We start from the raw sequence: 22199 nt of genomic DNA, 5'->3' as shown, positions 1-22199 counted from the left end.
TTATAAAAATGCAGGATTCAGTCCCAAGCCCATACAAATATAGAGTTTACGATCTTCTAATGGCACCAATATTTCACGTCTGCCATGCATAAAGCGCTTGTTATCAATGAGCACCACATCACCATCTTGCCAGTCAATTTCTGAGGTTTCACGCTCGCATCGCTCTGCCAACTCTTCCAATAATTCCGCTTGGATTTCGCTGCCATCGGCAAAGTAAAAACGCGGCTTTTCGTAATTATAAGAAGGCCCCAACAAGGTGTTGGCAAAGGCAGGCACAGCTTTTAAATTGTCATGGCGAATCATCGGCATGCTTAAATCGTACTGTACGCCTTCATCATGCGCAGGGCGAATCCGTTGTCTAGGAATCATCTCAATAAAATGAGCGAGTTCCTGCTGCCCGACCTGTACGGCATCGGCAATATTGAGTGCTGTCGCCACATACTTTTGCCACATCGCTTTGGGTAAGTAACGGCTGATGGTCATCGGTTCAGCAAATTTCTGCTTCAGTGTGTCAGGCAGTTTTTGCCATACCTCATGTCCATCACATAAAGTAGTCTGCGAACCACGCGAAGCACTTTTTTCACTAAAAAAAGCAATAATATCAGGCGGCATTGGGGTTGAACCATTTTCTATATGCAGTCCCATTGCCTGCGTACCTGCATCTACTTTTTGCGATTGTCGGGTCACATTTTCACGTGCAGGGTCATAGGTCAGCTTTTGGCAAATATTGCTCATCAGCCCACTAAACGCATTCACATCATAATGTTCATTTCTAAGTAAAACCCAACCGTGCTCCACCAAACGATCTTTAATTTGTTGTGGGGAATGTTTGAATTGCTGTTGTGCAATATTCATGTGATTTCTCTCTATCTCTATTGATGACTGACAGGTTGATGTCTATCTGTGAAACATCTCCAAGATCAGCCATTAAATACGTTGTAGGATGTGCCAAAGCTGTCTGATACTGTTGCTGAATGACTGCTCTACGCAATTTTCCGTTATCGGTTAACATCTGATTATTTAAAGAAAAAGGTTGTTCAGCACGGCACCAGTGTTTAATTTGGGCATAATCAGGCATACGGGTATTGGCACGATAAATCGCGGCTGCCAATTGCGCATCTGAACGATGTTCCTCGGCATAAATCACTGCAGATAATGACGGCTGCGCTTCACCAAACACGGCAATCTGTTGAATTTCAAGCTCACTCAAACTGTTCGATTCAACCCATTCTGGTGAAATATTGCGCCCAAAACTGCTGACAATAATTTGCTTGATACGCCCCGTGATATATAAATAGCCATCTTCATCAAAATAACCTGCATCGCCTGTGTGAATATCGGCTGATACCGCATCCTGCTCACGCCCAAGTTCATGCATATATCCCAACATGGCATTGCCCTTGACCACCACTTCTTGATTGGCAGCAATTTCGACTTGAACATGCGGTAATACGCGGCCAACACTGCCAATTCTGCGAGCTTCAGGCAGGTTTAAACTCACGACCGATGCACATTCAGACAGACCATAACCTTCATAAACAGGTAAATTGAATTGCTGACACTGCTTGAGTAAATCTGCAGACACCTTGCCACCACCCACGGCAATAAACTTCAAAGTGCGCAAGCCCAAATCGCCGTGTTGATGGATATATTCCACAATCGCTTTGAGCATTTGCGGCAATAAAATCACGCTTTCAATGCGATATTGCTGCACGGCATCGACAAAGCGTGAAACATCAAACTCATGGTTGGACAGCAAACCGAACTGGCTGACTTCACCCACCACCACTGCACGTCCCATGTGAAAAGGCACATACACGCCTGCGATATTTTCAAGCAATGTTGCAAATGGAATTAGACACAAATGCCGCCCAAGCTGGCTACTTTGTAATGCCTGACTTAAAGAGTGTGTAATTGAATTGATGGTGGCTTCTGCCAAACACACACTTTTGGGTGTACCTGTACTGCCCGAGGTATAAGTAATTTTTGTAGGCTGCTCAGCAGAATTTGGGGATAAATGCGGTTGTGCTGTTTCAACGCTTAGACGAAACAACTGCCCTTGATATAAATCTGATGGTGGCAAAACCTGTGCCTGAACTGCATCAATCATCTCCAACAAAGCTTCTGGAATAGCAGTATTTCCAATAGCCGAGTTAACATTGGACGGAGTATCGCTTTGTGCAGTATCCGTCAAAATACACAGCAACTCCGCTTGGCTGTCTTGCAGTAAATGTTGCACTTGTGCAGCAGTAAAAAATAAAGGCACAGGAATGACTGTCATTGCAGCTTTACGTGCGGCTAAATCGACCACAATCCAATCGGCCTGATTCACACCCCACAACGCCAAACGCTGTACTTGATAAGTTGCCAATTCTGCACTGAGCAACTCAACCCGTTGCTGTAATGTGGCATAACTCAGTGTGGTTTGTGCCGTCACAATTGCTTCACGCTCAGGGTCTGTTTGGGCATAGTGATTCAGGTTTTCAAATAACTCATTCATCTTTCAATTTCCGCCTTTCTGCATGACCTTAGGCATAAAAACAATATTGCTGTTGCGTGACCGCCAACGCTGCTGCAACGTCAATCGCCAGTACATAAGGCTTCTGTTGGTAATAACTGCCCCATTGATGCTGTGCATCGCCCAAGGCTTCGGGGTTGGCTTTTTCTAGTACCTGAAAATGCAAACCCATTTGCTGTAACACATAGCGCACTGCTGATGTTCCTGTGCAAACTGCCCACGACACATTGTTCTGCGATAAGTGAAAGACCAAAAAAGCCACCATCAATTTGGCTTTGCTCATGTCTTGCGCTGCCAAGTTGCCAATTTCAACAATCTGCGCGCGCGTTACAGGCACTTGGCTCAATTGGGTTAAAATGGTTTCAATGGGTGCACCTAAATACTGTTCCAAAAAGGCTTGGTTTGCGCCCAATGGTTGCATGCCAATCACCACTTGCATGTCGTGGTTTACATAGCCTGCAAACAAGGTATCTGAAAAAGTATTTATGGATGCCTGATGGACTTTTTGGTATTTATCTCGAATAAAATGCTCTAATGCCAAGCGTTGTTTGCTAGCATCTTGGGTCACAGTTGTCACATTTAAATGTTGTGCTGTTGTGTGTGCTTGAATCACCGAGGCATAGCTGTGTAATACATCTAAATGTGGCTGTTCTAGGTTCAACTGTTTTGGGTTCGTTTGTGGTTTATACGGCTGCGCTACAGATGCATACCCGTTGAATTGTTTTTTATTTTTTTGCTGATGAAAATTCGCATCCAGAAAATGCGTTTGACTGGATGATTGAGCATCAAAATTAAATTTGATCATGTGCATCACATTGGATAGAAAATAACTCAATGCTCAAGATAGAAATCTAAACTTAAAGAAAACTTAAGTCGCTACAAACTGTCACAATTCAAAAAACTCTTCATGCACACAAAAAAAGGAGATGATCACTCAACTCCTTATATGTTTAAAACAATAAACTAATCAAAAATAAACAGTCATCCAATTATGCAAAACACAATTGTTCGCGCCCTACCTTAGATTTTAATAGGCATAAGACGCAATTGCCGTTGCAATTGGTTTATCTTCATCATTGACCATCGTCATACGCATGGTGCAGCCTTTACGCCCTAAACGCAAAGTTTCCGCACGGGCAATAAAATACTTGCCGCGTCCCGGTGCTAAATAATCCACTCGCATATCTACGGTAGCCAAACGAGTGACTTTTTTAATGGTATCGGGCAAATCGTCAGGTTCTGTCCGTTTATATAACTCCCCCATTGCCACAATACCGCCCACACTGTCCAAAATGGTTGCAGCAACACCACCATGTAAAATTTGGAAAGCCACGTTGCCCACCATATACGGTTGCATCTCAATATAGGCTTCAATTTGACCATCTACCACACGCATGCTCATGCCATTGTGTTGAAAAAATGGCGATCCATTAAATGCATTGACCAATTGTCTTAGCACGACATCAATATCGACTTTCGCGCCTAAATGTATATTCCCAGTCCAATTTTTCTCTGCATTACTCATAACGTGCCCAAAAGTCCAAACAACTCAATTTACCAACAATAAAAACAGCCAATGTATGCCCAAATGAAATTTAAGGGGCTACAATAGTCGTCTAGTTTAATACTGATCAGTGAGATTTTTATGACCTATACGTTCAATCGCCCTGCATTTCCTGCCACTCGTATGCGTCGTATCCGTAAAAATGATCAATTACGCGCCATGGTTCGCGAAACTCACTTAACCACAGATCACTTGATTTATCCTGTATTTGTTTTACCGGGACAAAATCAAACCCAAGATATTCCAAGCATGCCGAATATTCAGCGTTTATCGGCAGACTTATTACTCAAAAAAGCCGAGCGTTTAATGCAGTTGGGCGTGTCTAAACTGGCATTATTTCCAGTCACACCACAAGAAGACAAAAGCCTGACCGCAGAAGCAGCATGGCGTGAAGATGGCTTGGTGCAAAACACACTACGCCTGCTGAAAAAAGAATTGCCAGAGATGGTACTTATTACCGATGGCGCACTCGACCCGTACACCACTCATGGTCAAGATGGCATTATTGATGACACAGGCTATGTCCTGAATGATGAAACGGTTGAATGTCTAATTAAACAGGCGTTAAGCCATGCCGAAGCGGGTGCAGATGTGGTTGCGCCAAGTGACATGATGGATGGCCGTATTGGTGCGATTCGTCAGGCGTTGGAAAGCAACGGGCATATCTATACCTCTATCATGGCTTATTCAGCCAAATATGCCTCTAGCTTTTACGGTCCTTTCCGTGATGCAGTCGGTTCTGCCAGCAACCTAAAAGGCGGCAACAAATACAATTATCAAATGGATATTGGCAACCGTGCCGAAGCCTTGCATGAAATTGCACTGGATATTCAAGAAGGTGCAGACATGGTGATTGTAAAACCAGGCATGCCTTATTTAGACATTGTACGTGAAGTGAAAGATAACTTTGGTGTGCCAACCTTTGTCTATCAAGTGAGTGGTGAATACGCCATGCTTGCTGCCGCGATTCAAAATGGCTGGTTGTCGGACAGTGTGATTATTGAATCGCTAATGAGTTGCCGCCGTGCAGGTGCAGATGGTATTTGGACATATTTTGCCGAAGAAGCAGCACTCAAACTTAAAGATATGGCATAAACAGGCGACTTTCATGCACATCGCAATCATTGGTGCAGGCATCAGCGGTTTGTTGTCTGCACTCGAACTGGTAGAGCAGGGCTGCTCTATCAGTATTTTTGATCAACAACAAGCAGCACAAGCGGCATCATGGGCAGGTGGTGGAATTCTTTCTCCCATGTATCCGTGGCGTTATCCTCAAGCGGTCAATGACTTAGCCCAATTTGCCAAACCGCAGTACCAAGCATGGAATGAAAAACTCAAACCTATTACAGGCATTGATTTTGAAATCCATGAAACAGGCATGTTGATTTTTGATGAAGATGATTTTGAGATTGGTATAAATTATGCCGAACGTCATCATGAACCGATGCAGCAAGCTGAATGTCTGAATCGGGAACAGCTCGAACAAATTAACCCGCATATCCACCCCAAATTTAAACAAGCCCTGTATTTCTCACAACTTGCCAATGTGCGCAATCCGCGTTTATTACAATCGCTCACGCAATATTTGAAACAACATCCGCGCGTGCGATTTTTTGAACACTGCCCAATTCAGCAATTTCAGATCACTGAAGATCGTATTCAAGCCATTCAATCTGCCGATGGTCGCTTGCATCATGCAGATCATATCGTACTTGCGACAGGCGCATGGTCACAGCAGTGGGCGGCACAACTGGGTTTAGAGATTCCCGTACAGCCTGTGCAGGGGCAAATTGTGTTATTTAAAACCCCTGCACAATGGTTGCCAAGCATGTGTATGAACAAGGTGATGTACCTGATTCCACGTCAAGATGGGCATGTGCTGTGCGGTTCAAGTATGCGTCAGGTTGGTTTTGACACCACACCAAACCCGCAAACCCAACAAGATATTTTAACGGCTTGTTTTGAAATGGTGCCTGAATTGGCACAGTTCCCCATTGTGAAACAATGGGCTGGTTTACGTCCAGGCTCGCCTACAGGTGTGCCGTATATCGGCAAAGTGCCAAGCCTAAATAATGTATGGATGAATTTCGGACACTTCCGTAATGGCTTATGTATGGGCACTGCTTCAGCGCAGTTATTAAGACAGCTCATGCTTGGGCAAGAAACGATTGTTGATCCTGCCGCTTATGATCCAAAGCAGTTACAGCCCACCTCAATCTGTGCATAACACTCAGCAGCATCCTCTGTTTAAGTAGAGGATGATGCACCCAGACAAGCCGCTAGCGCCTGTTCAAGTTTTGGATATTGAAAGCAATAGCCTGCTTGTTCTAACGCTTGTGGTTTAACATATTGCCCATTCAGCACCAATTGCGATTGCTCGCCCAATAACCAACGCAAGACAAAAGCAGGTAACACCAAAAATGGACGACGTTTTAAAAGCCGAGCTGCGGTTTCGGCAAAGTCTTGCTGACTGGTTTTTTCAGGTGCAACCACATTCAAAATTTTGGCGTCTACAGGTTGCGTCATTAACCAGTGAATGACCTGTAAAACATCTTGTATATGCACCCATGCAACAGGCTGCCGTCCATGCCCAATCCGCCCGACGGCATTTAAACGAATTGGTAATAACATTTGCGGTAAAATGCCACCACCGCGCCCAAACACCACGCCCAAGCGCATAATTTTAGTATTTTGCTGGCTAAAGCTTAAAGCAGCTTGTTCCCATTGCTGACACAGTTGCGACATAAAAATATCTTGTGCTGCACTGTGTTCGGTACATACTGCTGACCATTGTTCCTGCGGGTCAATTCCGTAATACCCCACTGCCGAGCCTGAAATAATACACTTGGGGAAAATACGGCGCTTTTCAAGATATTGATATAAGTACAGTGTGGTCTGAACTCGACTATCGAGCAATTTTTGTTTGCGTTCTGTTGTCCATCTGCCCTGCCCAATACTTTCTCCCGCCAAATTAATCACATAATCAATTTGGTCGGTGTCGAGTTCATCTAACTGCTGAATCCAGCGTAATTGTGGATGTTTGGATACTCGATTGGGCTGTCGGGTTAGCCCCACCACCCGATAATCCTGTTGCAATAAAAATGGCAACAATTGTGAACCAATAAAACCACTTGCCCCTGTTACCAGTACCAAAGGTTTATGCATCTTCCAATCTCAGCATGATGAAAAATATAGTTTTAGCTATACGTGATTTAGACTGAATGTTCAAGTCTGAGCAAATCATCATCACATAACTGATCATGTATATTTGAAGAAAATCAGATATTAACAACTTCTTTTATCAACCAAACATTTTAACTGCCATACGCTGTGCCTGTTTACCATAAAACCAATAGGTCAGCAGATACAATGGAATTGCGATCAACAAGAACATGATCACCACCACACTCATAAATTGTGGCTGTTGCAAATACTGTAAAAAATCTTGCCAAATGCTTGGGTTTTGGCGAGAAAATATCGCCAAACCTAATAATAAAAACGCCAAGTTATAGCCCCAAAAAATCAGGCTAAATCCTAAAGTAAATGTCTTGCGTTCCTTGTCATTCGGCGCACGGCGTTGTTGTTTTAAAAACTTATACAGCACTAAAATCATGGCAACCAAATAAGGCACCGCAGTTAAAATCCCGCCTACACCCGCAGGTAATAATGCAGCCAATACGCCACAAATACAGGTCATCACAAAGCAATACAAGAAAAACCAGATAAAATAACGGCTTAGCGATACCATAAAGATGACTCAGACAAAAGATTCAGCCTAGTATAAAAAAAATTGATTTTTTTTTCATGAAATTGTCAACCGAATACAAAAGCCTGACGTTATATAGGCTACAAGGTCACAACAACCGTTAATGTGTATGGCATCCACAATATTTTCGGTGACCTGACTAAAGCAATAAATCGCATACAGTCATGCTTTGAACAGCAGCCAAAGCTTTACTGTATCGCAAGTTTTTCTTTGACCGACGATTTCATCATCACTCGAATCGTCGGTCTTTATTTTTTAAGGTCTTTTTTTAGCCTTTCTAACATCAGTATTTTAACTCTCTATATTTTTCTATACAGATCACGACAGATTTTACTTTCCCTTCTCTTTAAAATCTCTGCGACCTAAATTGTCGCTTTAAAAGCAGAAAACTGGTTTTTTGCCGCAGTGTTGCGCTCAGTTATGTTAAGTTATCCCATAATTCAACATCAAGATTGGAACACGCATGGCTGTTCATTTTTTACATACCTCTGATTGGCATTTGGGGCAATTTTTCCATCACCATGAACGTGAATATGAACATACTGAATTTTTAAATTGGCTCTTAACTCAAATTAAAAGCAAACAGCCGAATGCCCTGCTCATAGCAGGCGATATTTTTGATGTGGTCAATCCTGCTTCGAGCGCTCAGAAACAACTCTATCAATTCCTTACCGATGCGCATGTGCTTGCTCCACACATGCAAACCTTAATGATTGCAGGCAATCATGACTCTGGGTATCGCATTGAGCAAGTTGAACCCTTTTTAGACCGCTTCAACGCCAAAGCTGTGGGCGTGATTGGTAAAACAGCCGAGCAAAAATTAGATTTAGATAAACTCCTAGTGCCTATTTATGACGCTGCGCAAAATATTGTGGCATGGTGTCTGACCCTGCCCTATTTACGCAGTGCAGAAATTACAGGTTTAAATGAACATAGCAGTGACAATCAATCTGCTGTTGCTTACTTACATCAACAACTGATTGCAGAAGCCAAAGCCCGTAAACAACCCGATCAAGCCCTGATTTTAATGTCACATGCACACATGCAAGGTGGCGAAACTTCCGACTCAGAACGCCCAATTGTAGTGGGGAATGAAGAAGCCATATCGACTGCGCTGTTTGATGAGGTGATTGACTATGTCGCACTCGGACACTTACACAAACCGCAACAGGTCGGACAGCCACACATTCGCTATAGCGGCTCACCCATCCCTTTATCATTTAGCGAGCTGAATTATAAACACCAAGTCCTTGAAGTTAGGATTGATCCATTACAGGCAGATGCACAGCGTTTCCAATATGAAAGCTTGCTTATTCCACGTACGGTAGAGCTGCTTCGGATTCGCTGTGAACTTTCTGAATTAATCACCGAACTGAATAAATTGCCAAAAGATGAAATTGCAGAAGTTTGCGCACGGCATTTTTTAGAAATTGAATATATCAGCGATGCCCCGCCACCCATTGATTTACGCCAACAAATTGAACAAGCACTGCCTGCCAACCGCTATCGTTTACTGCGCATTGCACGACGCTTTCAAAACTGTGAAAACTCGAACGTGCAACAATCAAAAATTGATTTAGAGCCGCCTACGCCTGAAAAATTATTTTTAGATTTATGGGAAAAAATGGGCTATCAACCTGACCCAGAAGTGAGCCAAGATTTTTTACAGCTTTTGGCCGAAGCCCAACAAGAACTTGATCAGAATAAAGCTTAAGGATTTGCCATGAAAATTTTACGTTTAAGTTTAAATAATTTGGCATCTTTGGCAGGCACGCATGTCATCAATTTTGAAGATGAGCCACTGGCACAGGCAGGTTTAATTGCAATTACGGGCAAAACTGGTGCAGGCAAATCGACTTTGCTGGATGCCATGTGTTTGGCACTTTATGACGAAATTCCACGTTTGAGAGGTGCTACAGGCAGTCTGACCGATACCGCAGGCAAAGAAATTTCCTTAAAAGACTCTAAACATATTTTACGTCGTGGTACGACTTCTGGCTTTGCAGAACTTGAATTTATCGCGCTCGATCAAAAACGCTATTCGGCACGTTGGCAAATTCGCCGTGCACATAACAAAGTGGATGGAAACTTAAAAGTTGAACGTGCCATTACCTGCCTAGATGAGCAACGGGTTTTAAATCAAAGAATTTCTGAAGCTACGCCAATTGTAGAACAACTGATTGGCCTTAGTTTTGAACAATTCACACGCGCAGTATTATTGGCACAATCGGAAGTCGGGGCATTTCTAAAAGCTAAAGACCATGAACGGGCAGATTTACTCGAATATTTAACCAATTCGCAAATTTTTACCGAAGTCAGTAAACGTGCAGCCGTTAAATTTAGCGAAATTAAACAAAAAAGGACAGATCTTGAAAATGTCATGGGGCATGTGGTGCTCCTCGGCGAGGAAACACTGAAAGGTTTAGAAGCCCAAAAACATGAACTGAATCAGCAGTTAGCTTTGTTGACCCAAACCGAAAAACTGTATGAAAATGATGTGAAATGGCACAAAGATTGCTATGAACTCTATGCCAGCACCCAAGCTAAAAAAGAAATATATGATGTTCAAGTCGATGCCGATCTTAAACTCGCCTCTCAAAAACAATTGCTCAAACATTTAGATGAATTTCAAACCATCCGCGAGCAATTTGTCTTGCGTCAGCAAGCAGATACCGAGCTAAAAAATCTGAATCAGCAGCTTTTGAAATTTGAACCAAACTTGCAACAAGCGGAATACGCACAACAGCAAGCGATTAGTCAGCAACAGCAAGCGGAAAAAGACCTTCAGGCATGGCAGCAGCATGTTGAACAATTGAAACCACAACTTGAAATTGCGGCACAGTTACAACATGAAATTTCTAGCAAACTTCAACAATATACCGCTTTGGATGCTGCACAAAAATTATTTGCAGAGCAGCAAATTCAGCCTGTGCAAAATAATTTGAAGCAACTGACGACTCAACTTGCAACCGAGCAACAACAACAGCAACATTTACAACAGCAATTCAAACAGACTGCGGCATGGGCAAATTTTGATGATAATTTAGCCCTTACGTTGCAACGTCTGCAAGATTATTTGCAGCTTGAACAGCAGCTACGTCAGCAAAACCCTACGCTGTTCCAATCTGCATTAGATACTTTAATTGAGCAACAACAACATACACAGCAACAACTGTTGGTTTGGGAAAAACAATATCAACATCCTGAACAACTTGAGCAGCAACTCACGGCAGAGCAACAGCAATTACAACATGCTTTAAAGAGTGTGCATGTTTTAGAGCGCTTGCAACAGGCACTTGAACAATGGCAACAACAGACCACCCTATTTGAGCAGTTACAACAGCGTCAGCAAGAAACTTTAAGTCTGCAACAGCAGACACAGACTCAAATTCAAACCCAACAGCAGCAAGTGCAAATTACTGAACAAGCCTTGCAACAATTACAGCAGATTTTTGAACAGCAGCGTTTATTGCAGCATCAAAGTGTGCAGGATTTACGTGCCCAATTAAAACCGAATGAAGCCTGTATGGTCTGCGGCAGCCATGAACATCCGTTTATTCAGCATGAAAATTTACTCAGTGACGCTTTAAACCAATTGCAGGATCAGCAATTGCAGCAGGCCAAAACTGAATTTGAGCATGCGCAAAAACAGCTACAACAATTGGAGCGTGCTCGCAGTCAATACGATGCAACTTATCATCAACAACAACAACGCAGTCTTGAACTGCAACAGCAACTTGAACAACAACAGACATTGGTGCAACAGCTTGCAACATCCTTATCTTTAGATTTGGATGCAGCGCTACCTGTTGCAAAGCAAATTGAACACGTACAGCAACATTGGGCAACAACACATCAATCCACTCAACACTTGCAGCAGAGTATTCAACAAGCAAACGATACCCTGAAACAATGGCGCAATGCTGCACAGCAGGCAGAACAACTCAAATATGCTATTCAACAACGCCAAGACCTCGCTCAGCGTTTACAGCCTATTTTGTCGCTTTTAGATGCAGAACAAAGACACGCTTGGCTCAATCAACCGATTGAATACTATCAAAATGCCTTACAACAGTTAGAGCAACGTCATCACTTGCAGCAGCAGCAAGTTCAACTGAGCAAAACGATTGAACAACTGACTCAACAACAGCAGCAAGTGCAAGAAAAGTTGCTATTTTTACAACAGCAACATGCAGAGAAAACCCTACAACTGCAGCAGATTAAAACTGCAGGAAGTGAGCTGCGTGATCAAATTAAGCAGCTTACAAGAACTCATGCGGGATGTGAATATCAGACCTATCAAGAATGGCAGCAGGCTTTAGATCAGCAACAACAGCAACTCAATCTTGCACTTAGCACACAACGAACTGTACTTAATCAAGCAGAACAGGTGTTAAAAGACTTACAACTGCAAAAACATGGTTTGGATAGTAGAATTCAACAGCGCATGCAGCAACACACTGAATGTCAGCAACACATTGCAACGTGGCAAGCGACACACACGCATTTTCAAGCCAGCATCATTGATAAATGTTTACAGATTTCTTATGCCGAACATCAGCAAATACGCAACATGCTGCAGCAACAACAAAACAGTTTGGAGAGTGCTAAAACGGCTTGGCAAACATTGGAAGAGCAATATCAAAAACACTTAAAGCAACAGCCACAACTGAGTTTTGACGAGGTCACCACGCAACTGGCAGCGCTGCAAACAGACAAAGCCAAACAACAGCAAAACTATAATGAGATTGAGGCACAGCTACGCCTGAATAGCACCAATCAAGGGATTTTTGCTACCTATCAAACTCAAATTGAAAGTATCAAAGCTGAAGAATACCGCTGGGGACGTATTTACGATTTAATTGGGCATAAAGAAGGTACGAAATTTAAGAAAATTGCTCAAGAACATCACTTGGATATTTTGGTGGAATACGCCAATCAGCAATTGCTGCCACTGAGTTCGCGTTATCAGTTGCATCGTATTCCTGACAGTTTGGGGTTGGCGATTATTGATTTAGATATGAACAGTGAAATTCGCCCTGTTCTGTCTTTATCGGGTGGCGAAACCTTTTTGGTTTCTTTAGCTTTGGCACTGGCAATTGCCAATATGGCATCTGGCTCAATGAAACTGGAATCGCTATTTATTGATGAAGGCTTTGGCACTCTCGACCCGACTTCCTTGCACATGGTGATGAATGCCTTAGACCATCTGCAAAGTCAGGGACGTAAAGTGGTGCTGATTTCGCATATTCAGGAAATGCACGAACGAATTCCTGTGCAAATTCAAGTCAAACCAGTGGGTGCAGGGGCAAGTGAAGTCAATGTGGTGGGTTAAAGCCAATACTGCCTAAAATCTGAAGATTATTTGTCGATTGAAGAATTATTGAGATGACTGTGAGATTTCAGATTTTAGGCTTCCATGAAGTTGTATTGAATTTATTTTAAAATCACACACACTTTAAGTACTTAATTTTATGGATATAAAAACGATTATTCTCTTTGCTGTATTGCCCAGTTTAAGTATTATTTTTCTCACATGGTTAATACGTTTCCCTAAACCTTGGGTTTTTAAAGCGGTTTTAATTTTTGAAATCATTCTCACCGTCTGCACTTTAGTCATTGAGTTGGATGCAAGAAAAACACCTGGAAATAGCGGTTGGACCATCATTTTCACAGGCTTCTTTCAGTTCTGTTTTTTGCTATTTTTACTGATTGCCCGTATTCGAATCTGGATAGAAAATAAATCTTGAATGTCTACTTCACCTATTTACTGGACGGGAGTGGCGCTTTCTAAAAATAGTGAAGGTTATTAAAAATAATCTACACAAGCCAAAACTTTGACAGCTTTACAGCATACATAACTAAAAAAGCCTCGACATCCTGTCGAGGCTTTCTAGATTCAGTTTTTGGTATAACTCCTGTCGTACCAAGCACTTCCGTGTTATTCTATTTCTTATTCTTCTTATTTAGGAAACTCCCTGTTTCCCGATAAGTTCATATTAAGAAAATCCAACCTTCAGCACTAGCCGCAAATTTCCGCATTTCATGTCAGCCAAAACGTACAAGATAATGTTTGCAAAATCTTGGCAGATTCTTTGTTCATCTAGCAATTAAGCCTTGAAATAGTCACGTGCGCCAAACAATGCTGTACCAATCCGTACCATAGTTGAACCTGCTGCAATTGCGGCATTTAAATCGCCCGACATCCCCATACTCAAAGTATCCCAATCTTCAGGTTGTGCATGTTGTGCTTTCACTGCATCAAACAATTGTTTGGCATCTTGAAAAGCTTGAGGATGATCAGGTGCAGGAATCACCATCAAACCGCGTAGTTTTAAATGCGGTAATTGGCTGATCTGTCGGACTAATTCTGCAACTTCGCTCGGCTGACAACCATCCTTCGTGTCTTGCGCATCAATATTTACTTGTAAACAAATATTCAGGGGCACTTGTTGAGCATCGCGCTGATTCGATAAACGCTCGGCAATAATCAAACGATCTACCCCATGCACCCATGCAAATTTTTCTGCCAAATGTTTGGTTTTATTGCGCTGCACATGCCCAATAAAGTGCCATTCAATTTCTAAATCACTCAGGGCCTGCATTTTATCCAAAGCTTCTTGCAAATAATTTTCGCCAAAAGCGCGCTGCCCTGTCACATACATTTCACGCAAGGCTTCACTCGGATGAGTCTTAGACACTGCCAACAATTGCACCGTATTTGGCTCGCGCTGTGCCAACTGGCATGCCTGTTGAATTTGTTGCAAAACCTGAGTGCGCATAAGCTGCAGATTATTCATTGATGCATTTCTCATTTCATTCATCTTTTTTTACCTTGTCCAGCAACTAACAGTTGGTTAAGCTGATGGAAAGCCGTATTATTCTATCAAAATAATTAAGATTTAATTGATCTCGGGGACTTTCATGGATATTACAGAATTATTGGCGTTCTCCGCTAAAAACGGCGCTTCGGATTTACACTTATCTGCGGGCATGCCACCACTGATTCGTGTGGATGGTGAAATTCGTCGAATTAACTTACCAGCATTAGAACATAAAGAAGTACACAAATTAGTGTACGACATTATGAATGATAAACAACGTCGTGATTATGAAGAAAATCTAGAAACGGACTTTTCTTTTGAAGTCCCAGGCGTGGCTCGTTTCCGTGTGAACGCATTTAACCAAAACCGTGGTGCAGGTGCAGTATTCCGTACCATTCCTTCTAAAGTTTTGACCCTTGAAGATTTAGGCATGGGACAAATCTTTAAAGATATTTGTGAATATCCACGTGGTTTGGTATTGGTGACAGGCCCAACGGGTTCAGGTAAATCAACCACACTTGCCGCGATGATTGACTTTATTAATGACAATCGCTACGACCATATTCTGACCGTCGAAGACCCAATCGAATTTGTACACCAATCTAAAAAATGTTTGGTTAACCAACGAGAAGTACACCGTGATACGCATGGCTTTAACGAAGCATTACGTTCGGCACTGCGTGAAGACCCTGACATTATTCTAGTGGGTGAGATGCGTGACTTAGAAACCATTCGTTTGGCACTGACTGCTGCTGAAACGGGTCACTTGGTATTTGGTACGCTACACACCACCTCTGCAGCAAAAACCATTGACCGTGTGATTGATGTATTCCCTGCCGAAGAAAAAGACATGGTACGTGCCATGTTGTCTGAATCTTTACAAGCCGTCATTTCACAATCCCTGCTCAAGAAAAATGGTGGTGGTCGTGTAGCTGCGCATGAAATCATGATTGGTATTCCTGCAGTGCGTAACCTGATTCGTGAAAACAAAGTAGCTCAAATGTACTCGGCAATTCAGACTGGTGCCAACTACGGTATGACCACCCTTGACCAGAGTTTGAAAAACTTGGTATCGCGCGGTGTGATTAGCCCACAAACGGCTCGTACGGTTGCAAAACAGCCTGAATCATTCTTATAAGTTTAAAATTCGAGATACGCGATGGACTTTAATGATTTACTGAATTTAATGATTCAGCAAAAAGCGTCTGACTTGTTTATTACAGCCGATGTTGAACCTTCCATGAAAATTCATGGACAAATTGTGCCTGTAGCCAAAAGTAAACTTACAGGTGAAATTGTCGGTCAGCTGCTTAACTCAATTATGAGTGAAAAACAGCGCAAGGAATTTGCCGAAACCCGTGAATGTAACTTTGCGATTACCAACCGTGAAAAAACAGCACGTTTCCGTGTCAGCGCATTCCAACAACGTGATGAGCCGGGCATGGTACTCCGTCGGATTGAAACCAAAATCCCGACCATGGATGACTTGAAACTGCCACCTATTCTCAAAGATTTGGCGATGACCAAACGTGGCATCATCATTTTTGTAGGTGCGACTGGTACAGGTAAATCGACTTCTTTGGCGTCTATTATTGGTTACCGCAACCAAAACTCCAAAGGTCATATCATCACCATTGAAGACCCGATTGAATTTGTGCATGAACATGCGGGCTGTATTATTACCCAACGTGAAGTCGGGATTGATACCGACTCCTTTGAAATCGCATTAAAAAATACCTTGCGTCAAGCGCCTGATGTAATTCTGATTGGTGAGATTCGTTCCCGCGAAACCATGGATTATGCAATTGCCTTTGCCGAAACAGGTCACTTGGTATTTGCCACCCTACACGCCAACAACGCTAACCAAGCAATTGACCGTATTATTCACTTCTTTGAAGCAGACCGTCATAACCAGTTGTTCATGGATTTGTCGCTAAACCTGAAAGCAATTGTGGCACAGCAGTTAATTCCAACCATTGATGGCAACTCACGTCGTGCTGCGATTGAAATTTTAATTAACTCACCACTGATTGCAGATTTAATCCGTAAAGGTGATGTGCACGAAATTAAAGACCTGATGAAGCGTTCACGTGAGTTGGGTATGCAAACCTTTGACCAAGCGTTATACGATCTTTATAAAGCCAAACAAATTAGCTACAAAGATGCACTTAAACACGCCGACTCGCCAAACGATTTGCGTCTACAAATCAAACTTGCAGAAGAAGGTGGCGAGCGCTTGTTACATGCAACTTCGAATATTACCTTCGATGGGCAATAACATCACAACAACGCTTAAACACAAACAAAATAGGCTTCCATACGGAAGCCTATTTTTTATGCTTACAGCAAATTATTTCTTGCGTAAGGCTTCACGACATTCTGGCGCATCACAATAACCATATAAATTCAGCGAGTGCCCTGTGAGCTCAAAACCAAATTTTTCAGCTACATCATGCTGTTCTTTTTCAATGGTATCGTTAATAAATTCAACCACTTTGCTACAGTTCAAGCAAACCAAGTGGTCGTGGTGATCTTCCTGCATAATTTCAAACACAGAATGATTGTTCTCAAAATTATGACGCTCAATAATGCCTGCAGCTTCAAACTGTGTTAACACACGATACACAGTTGCTAAACCCACATCTTCACCCTGATCGAGTAAAGTTTTGTAGATATCTTCTGCACTTAAATGATGTTGTTTTGAATTTTCTAATAATTCTAAGATTTTAATTCGTGGAAGGGTAACTTTAAGTCCAGCTTTGCGTAATTCTTGATTTGAAATAGGCATGAAAAAAGGTCTCTCAACAAAATTAAAGTTGGAATATGCAACAAAGTTAAGATGCAGTATGATCTAACACTGGATCAAGATCAAATGCATCATAATTAATTTGGGATAGTGTAGCAAAATGCAAAAAATCATGTTGACGTTATTGGTCACTTCACTGCTCGCAGGCTGTTCGACCTTGGGCGTTTATAAAGTCGATATTCCACAGGGTACACCTTTAACCCAAGCTCAAGCGTCTAAAGTCCAAGTCGGTATGAGTCATCAACAAGTCCGCTTTTTGCTGGGCAGTCCTACCATCGCCGACCCGATGAATCCATTACGTTGGGACTACATTTACAACTATATCCCAGGAACTTATGCTAAAAAAGCCAAGATCCCTGCCGCGCATGGTCAGCATTTGAAAATCTTTTTCAATCAAAATGGTATTGTAGAAAAAGTTGAAGGATTGGAAACGATTCCAGAATCTCAACCAGGCCTACCAGGATCGAAAGAAGCGATTCTCAACGCGCCACCACTATAGCCGCTTTAGAATAAAAAGAAACCCCTCACTGAAATTCATCTGAGGGGTTTTTTAAATCATTGCAATTGTCTCAAGCGATTGCTTTTGGCATAACGCCCTACTGGGTTCTTTGCGGCACGTTTACGACGAATATCTTTCGGGTTAATGGTCAAAGCACGATAAATCTCAACCCTATCACCTGCTTGTAATACATGCTGCGGCTCAACCCGTACACCAAAAATACCCAGCATCAACGGTTCAGGTAAAGTCGTTGCTGTCACAAGTCCACTCTGCTGAATTGCATCCAGTACAGTCATGCCCTGCTGAAATGCGACAGCCACATGCCATTGTTGTTCGGGTGTGGCATACGCCACCCAAACCTGCGCCATTTGACTCATGCGATCCACTGTCCAATTAACGCCACCATCGCCACTACGATAGATACAGGTAACACCACACGTACCGCAATACGCCAAATGTTATAAAAGGCTTCACTGCTAAAGTTCATGGCTTTACGCAAATGGCTGATTTTCATAATCCAGCCTGCGAAAATGGCATAAATCAGGCAAATCACCAAGCCCCAAAGCAACAACACAAAATTAAATATTGAAGTAATGGCTGGCACTGCCCACACCAGTGTTGCTGCAATTAAGACAATCCATTGAATCGCAACGGCCATTTGACGCTGTGCCAATTGCTCACGTGCCAATTGTAATAACACGGCAGCAGCTGCAACTGCGGCAACCACTAACGCCAGTGCAGGAATTTGTGCTTGTACTGCAAAGAAGGCAAAAGCAACGACTGCCAATAATTGTGCAATCCAGATGGGTAAAACGGTTGATGTTGCCGCATTTTGCTGTTGCGCCTGCGCCAAACTGGTTTGCCAGTACAACCCCATGCCCAAACCGCTGGCAACCAAAGCCAATACTGTTGCACTCCCCCACTCGCCTAATTCAATAGGTGTGACTTGCCATGCAGGCAATTGAGTACCAAATACATTGGCTAAAATCAATGCAGCTACGACAGCTATAGCAGTACACAACAGTAAAATTTGACGTGCAAGCAATGACAGTGCCAATGCCACAACCGCAAGAATAACCAGTACAATGTTACCGGCCAAGCCTTCCACGGCGTATTGATTCAAAATTTTCGCAGCGTTGGACAACAAGCCACCTGCCAAAAACGGAATAAATACCACCGCAAGCCAACCCACAATACGCCATTTTGGTGAAGCATCTGCATCACGGGTTAAACCAGACAATGCCTGTAGTGCGGTACTTTTAGAGCGCTTGGCTAAAGCAATTTCCAAATAGGTGATCGGTAATGCCAAAATCACCATGGTACCCAACCAAAGTAACCAAAAATCGAGCTGGCGCTCAACCTGAATACCTGTCATTGGTGCGAGTGTGGCAATAATAATGAATGATAAACCAAATGCCATCAGCGGCGATAACCATCGTGACATAGCATTGTCCTGCATGACGCTGTCCTAATAAAAATCTACGGCTATTTTGCCTTTGTCATCAAGGAAAAGCAAAACCTCAAAAAAGAAAAAAGCAAACTATCGTTAGACAGTTTGCTGCGCAAATTTATAATTTTTATTCTTTCATTTTTATGGCTTCAGACTTATGAGAAGAAACGAGCGAACCAGCCTTTACCTTTCTTCTTCTCATTTTCCTTAATAATACCCATCATATTCTCTTTCACTGCACCGACATAATCGGCGTCATCGTGTTGAATATGATTAATTAACCATTTTGATAAAACTTCATGCAATTCGCCTTCAATGGATTGTCCCATTTCATAACGATCGCGATAAGACTCAATTTTTTTAATGAATAAATCATGCACACGTTTATGTGGTACGCGGTATTTATAACCCGCTTCTTCTTGTAATGATTCTTCAAACGTAAAATGCGACTGGGTGTAATCAATAATATTATCTAAAATCTGCTTTACACGTGCTCGATCTGTACCATCGCTAATTTCAACAATTTCATTAATATAATCGAGGATACGTTTATGCTGATCGTCAATCACATCGATACCAGTATTGTATTCTGGAACCCATTTCATCTTCATACGACCACCTTACAGAAATAAATGATTAATCACATTGCGGAATGGTAGCCGTATTTCCCATAAATAAAAATGAAGCGAATTGGTAGGGATTGGTTTAAATCGCACAAAAACAACACAAGACATTGATTTAAATAAATTTTAACAAAAATACCCGACTAAAAGAATCAATTATTAATTAACCAATTTATACATTTTCATTCTTGATTTAATTGAATTATACAATAATAAAATGAATATTTTTCAACCACACATACCCGTATAAATTAGTATTGATCCGCTTTGGTGATCCGTCTTAATTCAGGATTTAAACGCTCACGTTCCAAACGCGCAATATGTGTCATTTGGGTTTTAATTGGGCGTCCATGTTGAAATAAAATCATTTCACCTGGCTGAAATGCTGTCCATGTTTCATTTTGAGTCAAGGGTTCAGTGGTAATCACTGCCACACAATCCTCTGCTGTGGTGACTTGGCTAAAATCAACCTCAACATCTAAATCAATTAATTGTGCAGGCTGAAATGGATAAGCACGCACCAACCAATGTAATTTGGTCACCGCATAACTAAATAATGCCTGACCATTGGACAAACAAAAATTAAAAGTGCCATGTTCTGCAATTTTAGGAGAAATTTCGGCTAACAAGTCAAAAATTTGCGTCAGGCTCGGTTCATCATAACCAAAATGATTTACCAATTGATCTAACAAATAACAAAATGCACGTTCACTGTCGGTATTGCCCACAGGGGTAAAACGACCTGATAAACGTGGATGAAAGTCATGTAAATCACCATTATGGGCAAAAATCCACTGGCGTCCCCACAACTCACGACTAAACGGATGTGAATTTTCTAAATTAATTTTGCCTTGTGTCGCTTTACGAATATGGGCAATCACATTACGCGATTTGATGGGATAGTTACGGATCAATTCTGCAATGGGTGACTCCACTGCAGACTGGTTATCGACAAATAAACGGCAAGCTTTATCTTCAAAAAAAGCAATGCCAAAGCCATCAGAATGATCTGAGGTGATTCCTGCGCGCTGCGAAAATCCCCGAAATGAAAAGGTAATATCGGTAGGTGTCGCACAATTCATTCCAAGCAACTGACACATAAGGCCTTATCTTTATACAAATAATGAAATTATCTGATTATTGTGCATCAGCCATGTGGATAATTCAAATCTGAAAAATATAAATAGATTTCTACAGTACCACTTCATAGATATGCAGTGCTGTAGAAATCTCTGCTTAATTATTCTAGTTAAGATGCTTTCACTTTCTTTTGGCGAATAAAATGTTTCGCCATTTGTTTCACATCTAACAAAACAAAATAATCTAGACAGTTAAACTCACGGTCATAAAATGCTTGCTCAGACAGCTTAGCATTCATTTTCAGATAAACATCAAACAGTTTAGGTATTCGTTCATCTTGGCTAAAGCTATGACTTGGACAACTTGGCTCAAACGGCTGCTGTGACTGAATATCACAGCGCTGATTTTCTGCCAATTGTTGAATCGCTTGATGGGTATGATACGCGCGTGCTTCATTACCTTCCAAACGAATACTGACACAGCCAATCATGTGTTTGGCACGCATTTCCCATAACACTTTAGGCACTAAATTCAGCCATAAAATAGAGAGTGTTTTGCCTGAACGATAACGTGGATGTACACAAGTACGCCCCATTTCGACAATATTCGAGAGATGCCCTAACTCATCTATAATTTTAAACTCGTGCGCACTATAACTGTTGGCTAGCTCATGCCCTTGCCAAAGTTTTAAACGAGTATAAGCAACAATTTCACCCGTAGATTTATCTCTGAGTACGGCGTGTTCACATCCAAAATCGTACAAGTCCTGATCTAAACCCGATTCAAATTCAATGCCAAATTGCTTGGAAAATTGCTGTGCACGAAAGCGCTGTACTTCTTGTAGTTGCTTTAAATTTTCAACCCATTCAAACGCATATTGCGTAGCTTTGCTGTTTTTTTTCTGTGCTTTACTCACTTTAACCATAGGAAAGCTAAACTGCTGACGATACTGATTTAATTTTTGTAGCATCATAGATACCTCATGTTTTCTCCTACACTAGGACAGCAGCATGACACTATGATGACCGCGATTTTAGCGACTACAATTTTAAGATTGCAGGATAGGTGC

At 42.0% G+C, this 22199-nt stretch carries 21 protein-coding genes; 8 read left to right on the top strand and 13 right to left on the bottom strand.

Annotation, left to right across the window (positions count from 1 at the left end):
* From FTT70_RS05635 to FTT70_RS05620, 4 genes are all read right to left on the bottom strand, one after another.
* Entirely contained in the window at positions 1-855 is an 855-nt protein-coding gene (locus FTT70_RS05635; protein ID WP_178866969.1) for a TauD/TfdA family dioxygenase, read from the bottom strand.
* The gene (locus FTT70_RS05630) at positions 809-2500 is read right to left on the bottom strand and encodes an AMP-binding protein (RefSeq protein WP_180159062.1); all 1692 of its coding nucleotides are present in this window, start codon (positions 2498-2500) and stop codon (positions 809-811) included. The genes FTT70_RS05635 and FTT70_RS05630 overlap by 47 nt, the downstream gene beginning before the upstream one ends.
* A gap of 28 nt (positions 2501-2528) precedes the next feature.
* Positions 2529-3323: a thermostable hemolysin gene (locus FTT70_RS05625; protein ID WP_180168390.1), complete on the bottom strand. Its 795-nt coding sequence runs from the start codon at positions 3321-3323 to the stop codon at positions 2529-2531.
* A gap of 222 nt (positions 3324-3545) precedes the next feature.
* Entirely contained in the window at positions 3546-4043 is a 498-nt protein-coding gene (locus tag FTT70_RS05620) for a thioesterase family protein (protein ID WP_096902274.1), read from the bottom strand.
* 120 nt (positions 4044-4163) lie between these two features.
* On the opposite strand from FTT70_RS05620, the gene hemB reads away from it, so the two are divergent.
* Positions 4164-5177 carry a porphobilinogen synthase gene (gene hemB / locus FTT70_RS05615; RefSeq protein ID WP_004975342.1) on the top strand — a complete coding sequence of 338 codons (1014 nt, stop codon included), beginning with the start codon at positions 4164-4166 and terminating at the stop codon, positions 5175-5177.
* Between the two features lie 13 nt (positions 5178-5190).
* Positions 5191-6309 carry a glycine oxidase ThiO gene (thiO, locus tag FTT70_RS05610; RefSeq protein ID WP_180008628.1) on the top strand — a complete coding sequence of 373 codons (1119 nt, stop codon included), beginning with the start codon at positions 5191-5193 and terminating at the stop codon, positions 6307-6309.
* A gap of 20 nt (positions 6310-6329) precedes the next feature.
* On the opposite strand, the gene FTT70_RS05605 is transcribed toward thiO, so the two are convergent.
* Both FTT70_RS05605 and FTT70_RS05600 read right to left on the bottom strand, forming a co-directional pair.
* Complete coding sequence (locus FTT70_RS05605; RefSeq protein ID WP_180008630.1) at positions 6330-7247, bottom strand: TIGR01777 family oxidoreductase; 918 nt, start codon at positions 7245-7247, stop codon at positions 6330-6332.
* Between the two features lie 136 nt (positions 7248-7383).
* Positions 7384-7830 (bottom strand): ABZJ_00895 family protein, encoded by a 447-nt coding sequence (locus FTT70_RS05600; RefSeq protein WP_004975337.1) that lies wholly within the window; start codon positions 7828-7830, stop codon positions 7384-7386.
* A gap of 481 nt (positions 7831-8311) precedes the next feature.
* On the opposite strand from FTT70_RS05600, the gene FTT70_RS05595 reads away from it, so the two are divergent.
* The 3 genes from FTT70_RS05595 to FTT70_RS05585 all read left to right on the top strand — a co-directional run bounded on the left by FTT70_RS05595 (position 8312) and on the right by FTT70_RS05585 (position 13598).
* Positions 8312-9562, top strand: coding sequence for an exonuclease SbcCD subunit D C-terminal domain-containing protein (locus FTT70_RS05595; protein WP_180006036.1), 1251 nt, complete (start codon positions 8312-8314; stop codon positions 9560-9562).
* A gap of 9 nt (positions 9563-9571) precedes the next feature.
* Positions 9572-13183 (top strand): AAA family ATPase, encoded by a 3612-nt coding sequence (locus FTT70_RS05590; RefSeq protein ID WP_180168389.1) that lies wholly within the window; start codon positions 9572-9574, stop codon positions 13181-13183.
* 139 nt (positions 13184-13322) lie between these two features.
* Positions 13323-13598, top strand: a complete 276-nt coding sequence (locus tag FTT70_RS05585; RefSeq protein ID WP_004975329.1) for a hypothetical protein — start codon at positions 13323-13325, stop codon at positions 13596-13598.
* Positions 13599-13958: 360 nt separating this feature from the next.
* Here the strand turns inward: FTT70_RS05585 and FTT70_RS05580 are convergent, their stop codons facing one another.
* Positions 13959-14648 (bottom strand): YggS family pyridoxal phosphate-dependent enzyme, encoded by a 690-nt coding sequence (locus tag FTT70_RS05580; protein WP_180168388.1) that lies wholly within the window; start codon positions 14646-14648, stop codon positions 13959-13961.
* Positions 14649-14772: 124 nt separating this feature from the next.
* Here FTT70_RS05580 and FTT70_RS05575 point away from each other — a divergent pair, with 124 nt between their 5' ends.
* Together FTT70_RS05575 and FTT70_RS05570 are read left to right on the top strand one after the other, a co-directional pair.
* On the top strand, positions 14773-15810 hold the full coding sequence (locus FTT70_RS05575; protein ID WP_004975327.1) for a type IV pilus twitching motility protein PilT: 1038 nt from the start codon (positions 14773-14775) through the stop codon (positions 15808-15810).
* A gap of 21 nt (positions 15811-15831) precedes the next feature.
* Positions 15832-16950, top strand: a complete 1119-nt coding sequence (locus FTT70_RS05570; RefSeq protein WP_104852406.1) for a PilT/PilU family type 4a pilus ATPase — start codon at positions 15832-15834, stop codon at positions 16948-16950.
* 72 nt (positions 16951-17022) lie between these two features.
* Here FTT70_RS05570 and fur read toward each other — a convergent pair whose 3' ends face one another.
* Complete coding sequence (gene fur, locus FTT70_RS05565) at positions 17023-17460, bottom strand: ferric iron uptake transcriptional regulator (RefSeq protein WP_004975325.1); 438 nt, start codon at positions 17458-17460, stop codon at positions 17023-17025.
* A 118-nt stretch (positions 17461-17578) separates the two neighbouring features.
* Here fur and FTT70_RS05560 point away from each other — a divergent pair, with 118 nt between their 5' ends.
* Positions 17579-17977, top strand: a complete 399-nt coding sequence (locus tag FTT70_RS05560; RefSeq protein WP_004975323.1) for an outer membrane protein assembly factor BamE — start codon at positions 17579-17581, stop codon at positions 17975-17977.
* Between the two features lie 56 nt (positions 17978-18033).
* On the opposite strand, the gene FTT70_RS05555 is transcribed toward FTT70_RS05560, so the two are convergent.
* The 5 genes from FTT70_RS05555 to FTT70_RS05535 form a co-directional block, all read right to left on the bottom strand.
* Positions 18034-18354 carry an RnfH family protein gene (locus FTT70_RS05555; RefSeq protein WP_004975319.1) on the bottom strand — a complete coding sequence of 107 codons (321 nt, stop codon included), beginning with the start codon at positions 18352-18354 and terminating at the stop codon, positions 18034-18036.
* Positions 18351-19436, bottom strand: a complete 1086-nt coding sequence (locus tag FTT70_RS05550; RefSeq protein WP_180168387.1) for a hypothetical protein — start codon at positions 19434-19436, stop codon at positions 18351-18353. Before FTT70_RS05550 ends, FTT70_RS05555 begins: the two co-directional genes overlap by 4 nt.
* Positions 19437-19582: 146 nt before the next feature.
* On the bottom strand, positions 19583-20038 hold the full coding sequence (locus FTT70_RS05545) for a bacteriohemerythrin (RefSeq protein WP_004975314.1): 456 nt from the start codon (positions 20036-20038) through the stop codon (positions 19583-19585).
* Between the two features lie 263 nt (positions 20039-20301).
* The gene (locus FTT70_RS05540; RefSeq protein ID WP_004975313.1) at positions 20302-21150 is read right to left on the bottom strand and encodes a class II glutamine amidotransferase; all 849 of its coding nucleotides are present in this window, start codon (positions 21148-21150) and stop codon (positions 20302-20304) included.
* A gap of 149 nt (positions 21151-21299) precedes the next feature.
* Entirely contained in the window at positions 21300-22100 is an 801-nt protein-coding gene (locus FTT70_RS05535) for a GNAT family N-acetyltransferase (RefSeq protein WP_180168416.1), read from the bottom strand.
* Positions 22101-22199: the final 99 nt, after the last annotated feature.

It is taken from the genome of Acinetobacter sp. YH01003, assembly GCF_013420525.1.
In the GTDB taxonomy this organism is placed as follows: domain Bacteria; phylum Pseudomonadota; class Gammaproteobacteria; order Pseudomonadales; family Moraxellaceae; genus Acinetobacter; species Acinetobacter towneri.
This window is presented reverse-complemented; position numbering and strand designations above follow the sequence as displayed.

Coding starts and splice junctions, on each gene's coding strand:
- FTT70_RS05635 (WP_178866969.1), bottom strand. CDS start 855: ATGAATATTGCACAACAGCAATTCAAACATTCCCCACAACAAATTAAA.
- FTT70_RS05630 (WP_180159062.1), bottom strand. CDS start 2,500: ATGAATGAGTTATTTGAAAACCTGAATCACTATGCCCAAACAGACCCT.
- FTT70_RS05625 (WP_180168390.1), bottom strand. CDS start 3,323: ATGATCAAATTTAATTTTGATGCTCAATCATCCAGTCAAACGCATTTT.
- FTT70_RS05620 (WP_096902274.1), bottom strand. CDS start 4,043: ATGAGTAATGCAGAGAAAAATTGGACTGGGAATATACATTTAGGCGCG.
- hemB (WP_004975342.1), top strand. CDS start 4,164: ATGACCTATACGTTCAATCGCCCTGCATTTCCTGCCACTCGTATGCGT.
- thiO (WP_180008628.1), top strand. CDS start 5,191: ATGCACATCGCAATCATTGGTGCAGGCATCAGCGGTTTGTTGTCTGCA.
- FTT70_RS05605 (WP_180008630.1), bottom strand. CDS start 7,247: ATGCATAAACCTTTGGTACTGGTAACAGGGGCAAGTGGTTTTATTGGT.
- FTT70_RS05600 (WP_004975337.1), bottom strand. CDS start 7,830: ATGGTATCGCTAAGCCGTTATTTTATCTGGTTTTTCTTGTATTGCTTT.
- FTT70_RS05595 (WP_180006036.1), top strand. CDS start 8,312: ATGGCTGTTCATTTTTTACATACCTCTGATTGGCATTTGGGGCAATTT.
- FTT70_RS05590 (WP_180168389.1), top strand. CDS start 9,572: ATGAAAATTTTACGTTTAAGTTTAAATAATTTGGCATCTTTGGCAGGC.
- FTT70_RS05585 (WP_004975329.1), top strand. CDS start 13,323: ATGGATATAAAAACGATTATTCTCTTTGCTGTATTGCCCAGTTTAAGT.
- FTT70_RS05580 (WP_180168388.1), bottom strand. CDS start 14,648: ATGAATAATCTGCAGCTTATGCGCACTCAGGTTTTGCAACAAATTCAA.
- FTT70_RS05575 (WP_004975327.1), top strand. CDS start 14,773: ATGGATATTACAGAATTATTGGCGTTCTCCGCTAAAAACGGCGCTTCG.
- FTT70_RS05570 (WP_104852406.1), top strand. CDS start 15,832: ATGGACTTTAATGATTTACTGAATTTAATGATTCAGCAAAAAGCGTCT.
- fur (WP_004975325.1), bottom strand. CDS start 17,460: ATGCCTATTTCAAATCAAGAATTACGCAAAGCTGGACTTAAAGTTACC.
- FTT70_RS05560 (WP_004975323.1), top strand. CDS start 17,579: ATGCAAAAAATCATGTTGACGTTATTGGTCACTTCACTGCTCGCAGGC.
- FTT70_RS05555 (WP_004975319.1), bottom strand. CDS start 18,354: ATGAGTCAAATGGCGCAGGTTTGGGTGGCGTATGCCACACCCGAACAA.
- FTT70_RS05550 (WP_180168387.1), bottom strand. CDS start 19,436: ATGCAGGACAATGCTATGTCACGATGGTTATCGCCGCTGATGGCATTT.
- FTT70_RS05545 (WP_004975314.1), bottom strand. CDS start 20,038: ATGAAGATGAAATGGGTTCCAGAATACAATACTGGTATCGATGTGATT.
- FTT70_RS05540 (WP_004975313.1), bottom strand. CDS start 21,150: ATGTGTCAGTTGCTTGGAATGAATTGTGCGACACCTACCGATATTACC.
- FTT70_RS05535 (WP_180168416.1), bottom strand. CDS start 22,100: ATGCTACAAAAATTAAATCAGTATCGTCAGCAGTTTAGCTTTCCTATG.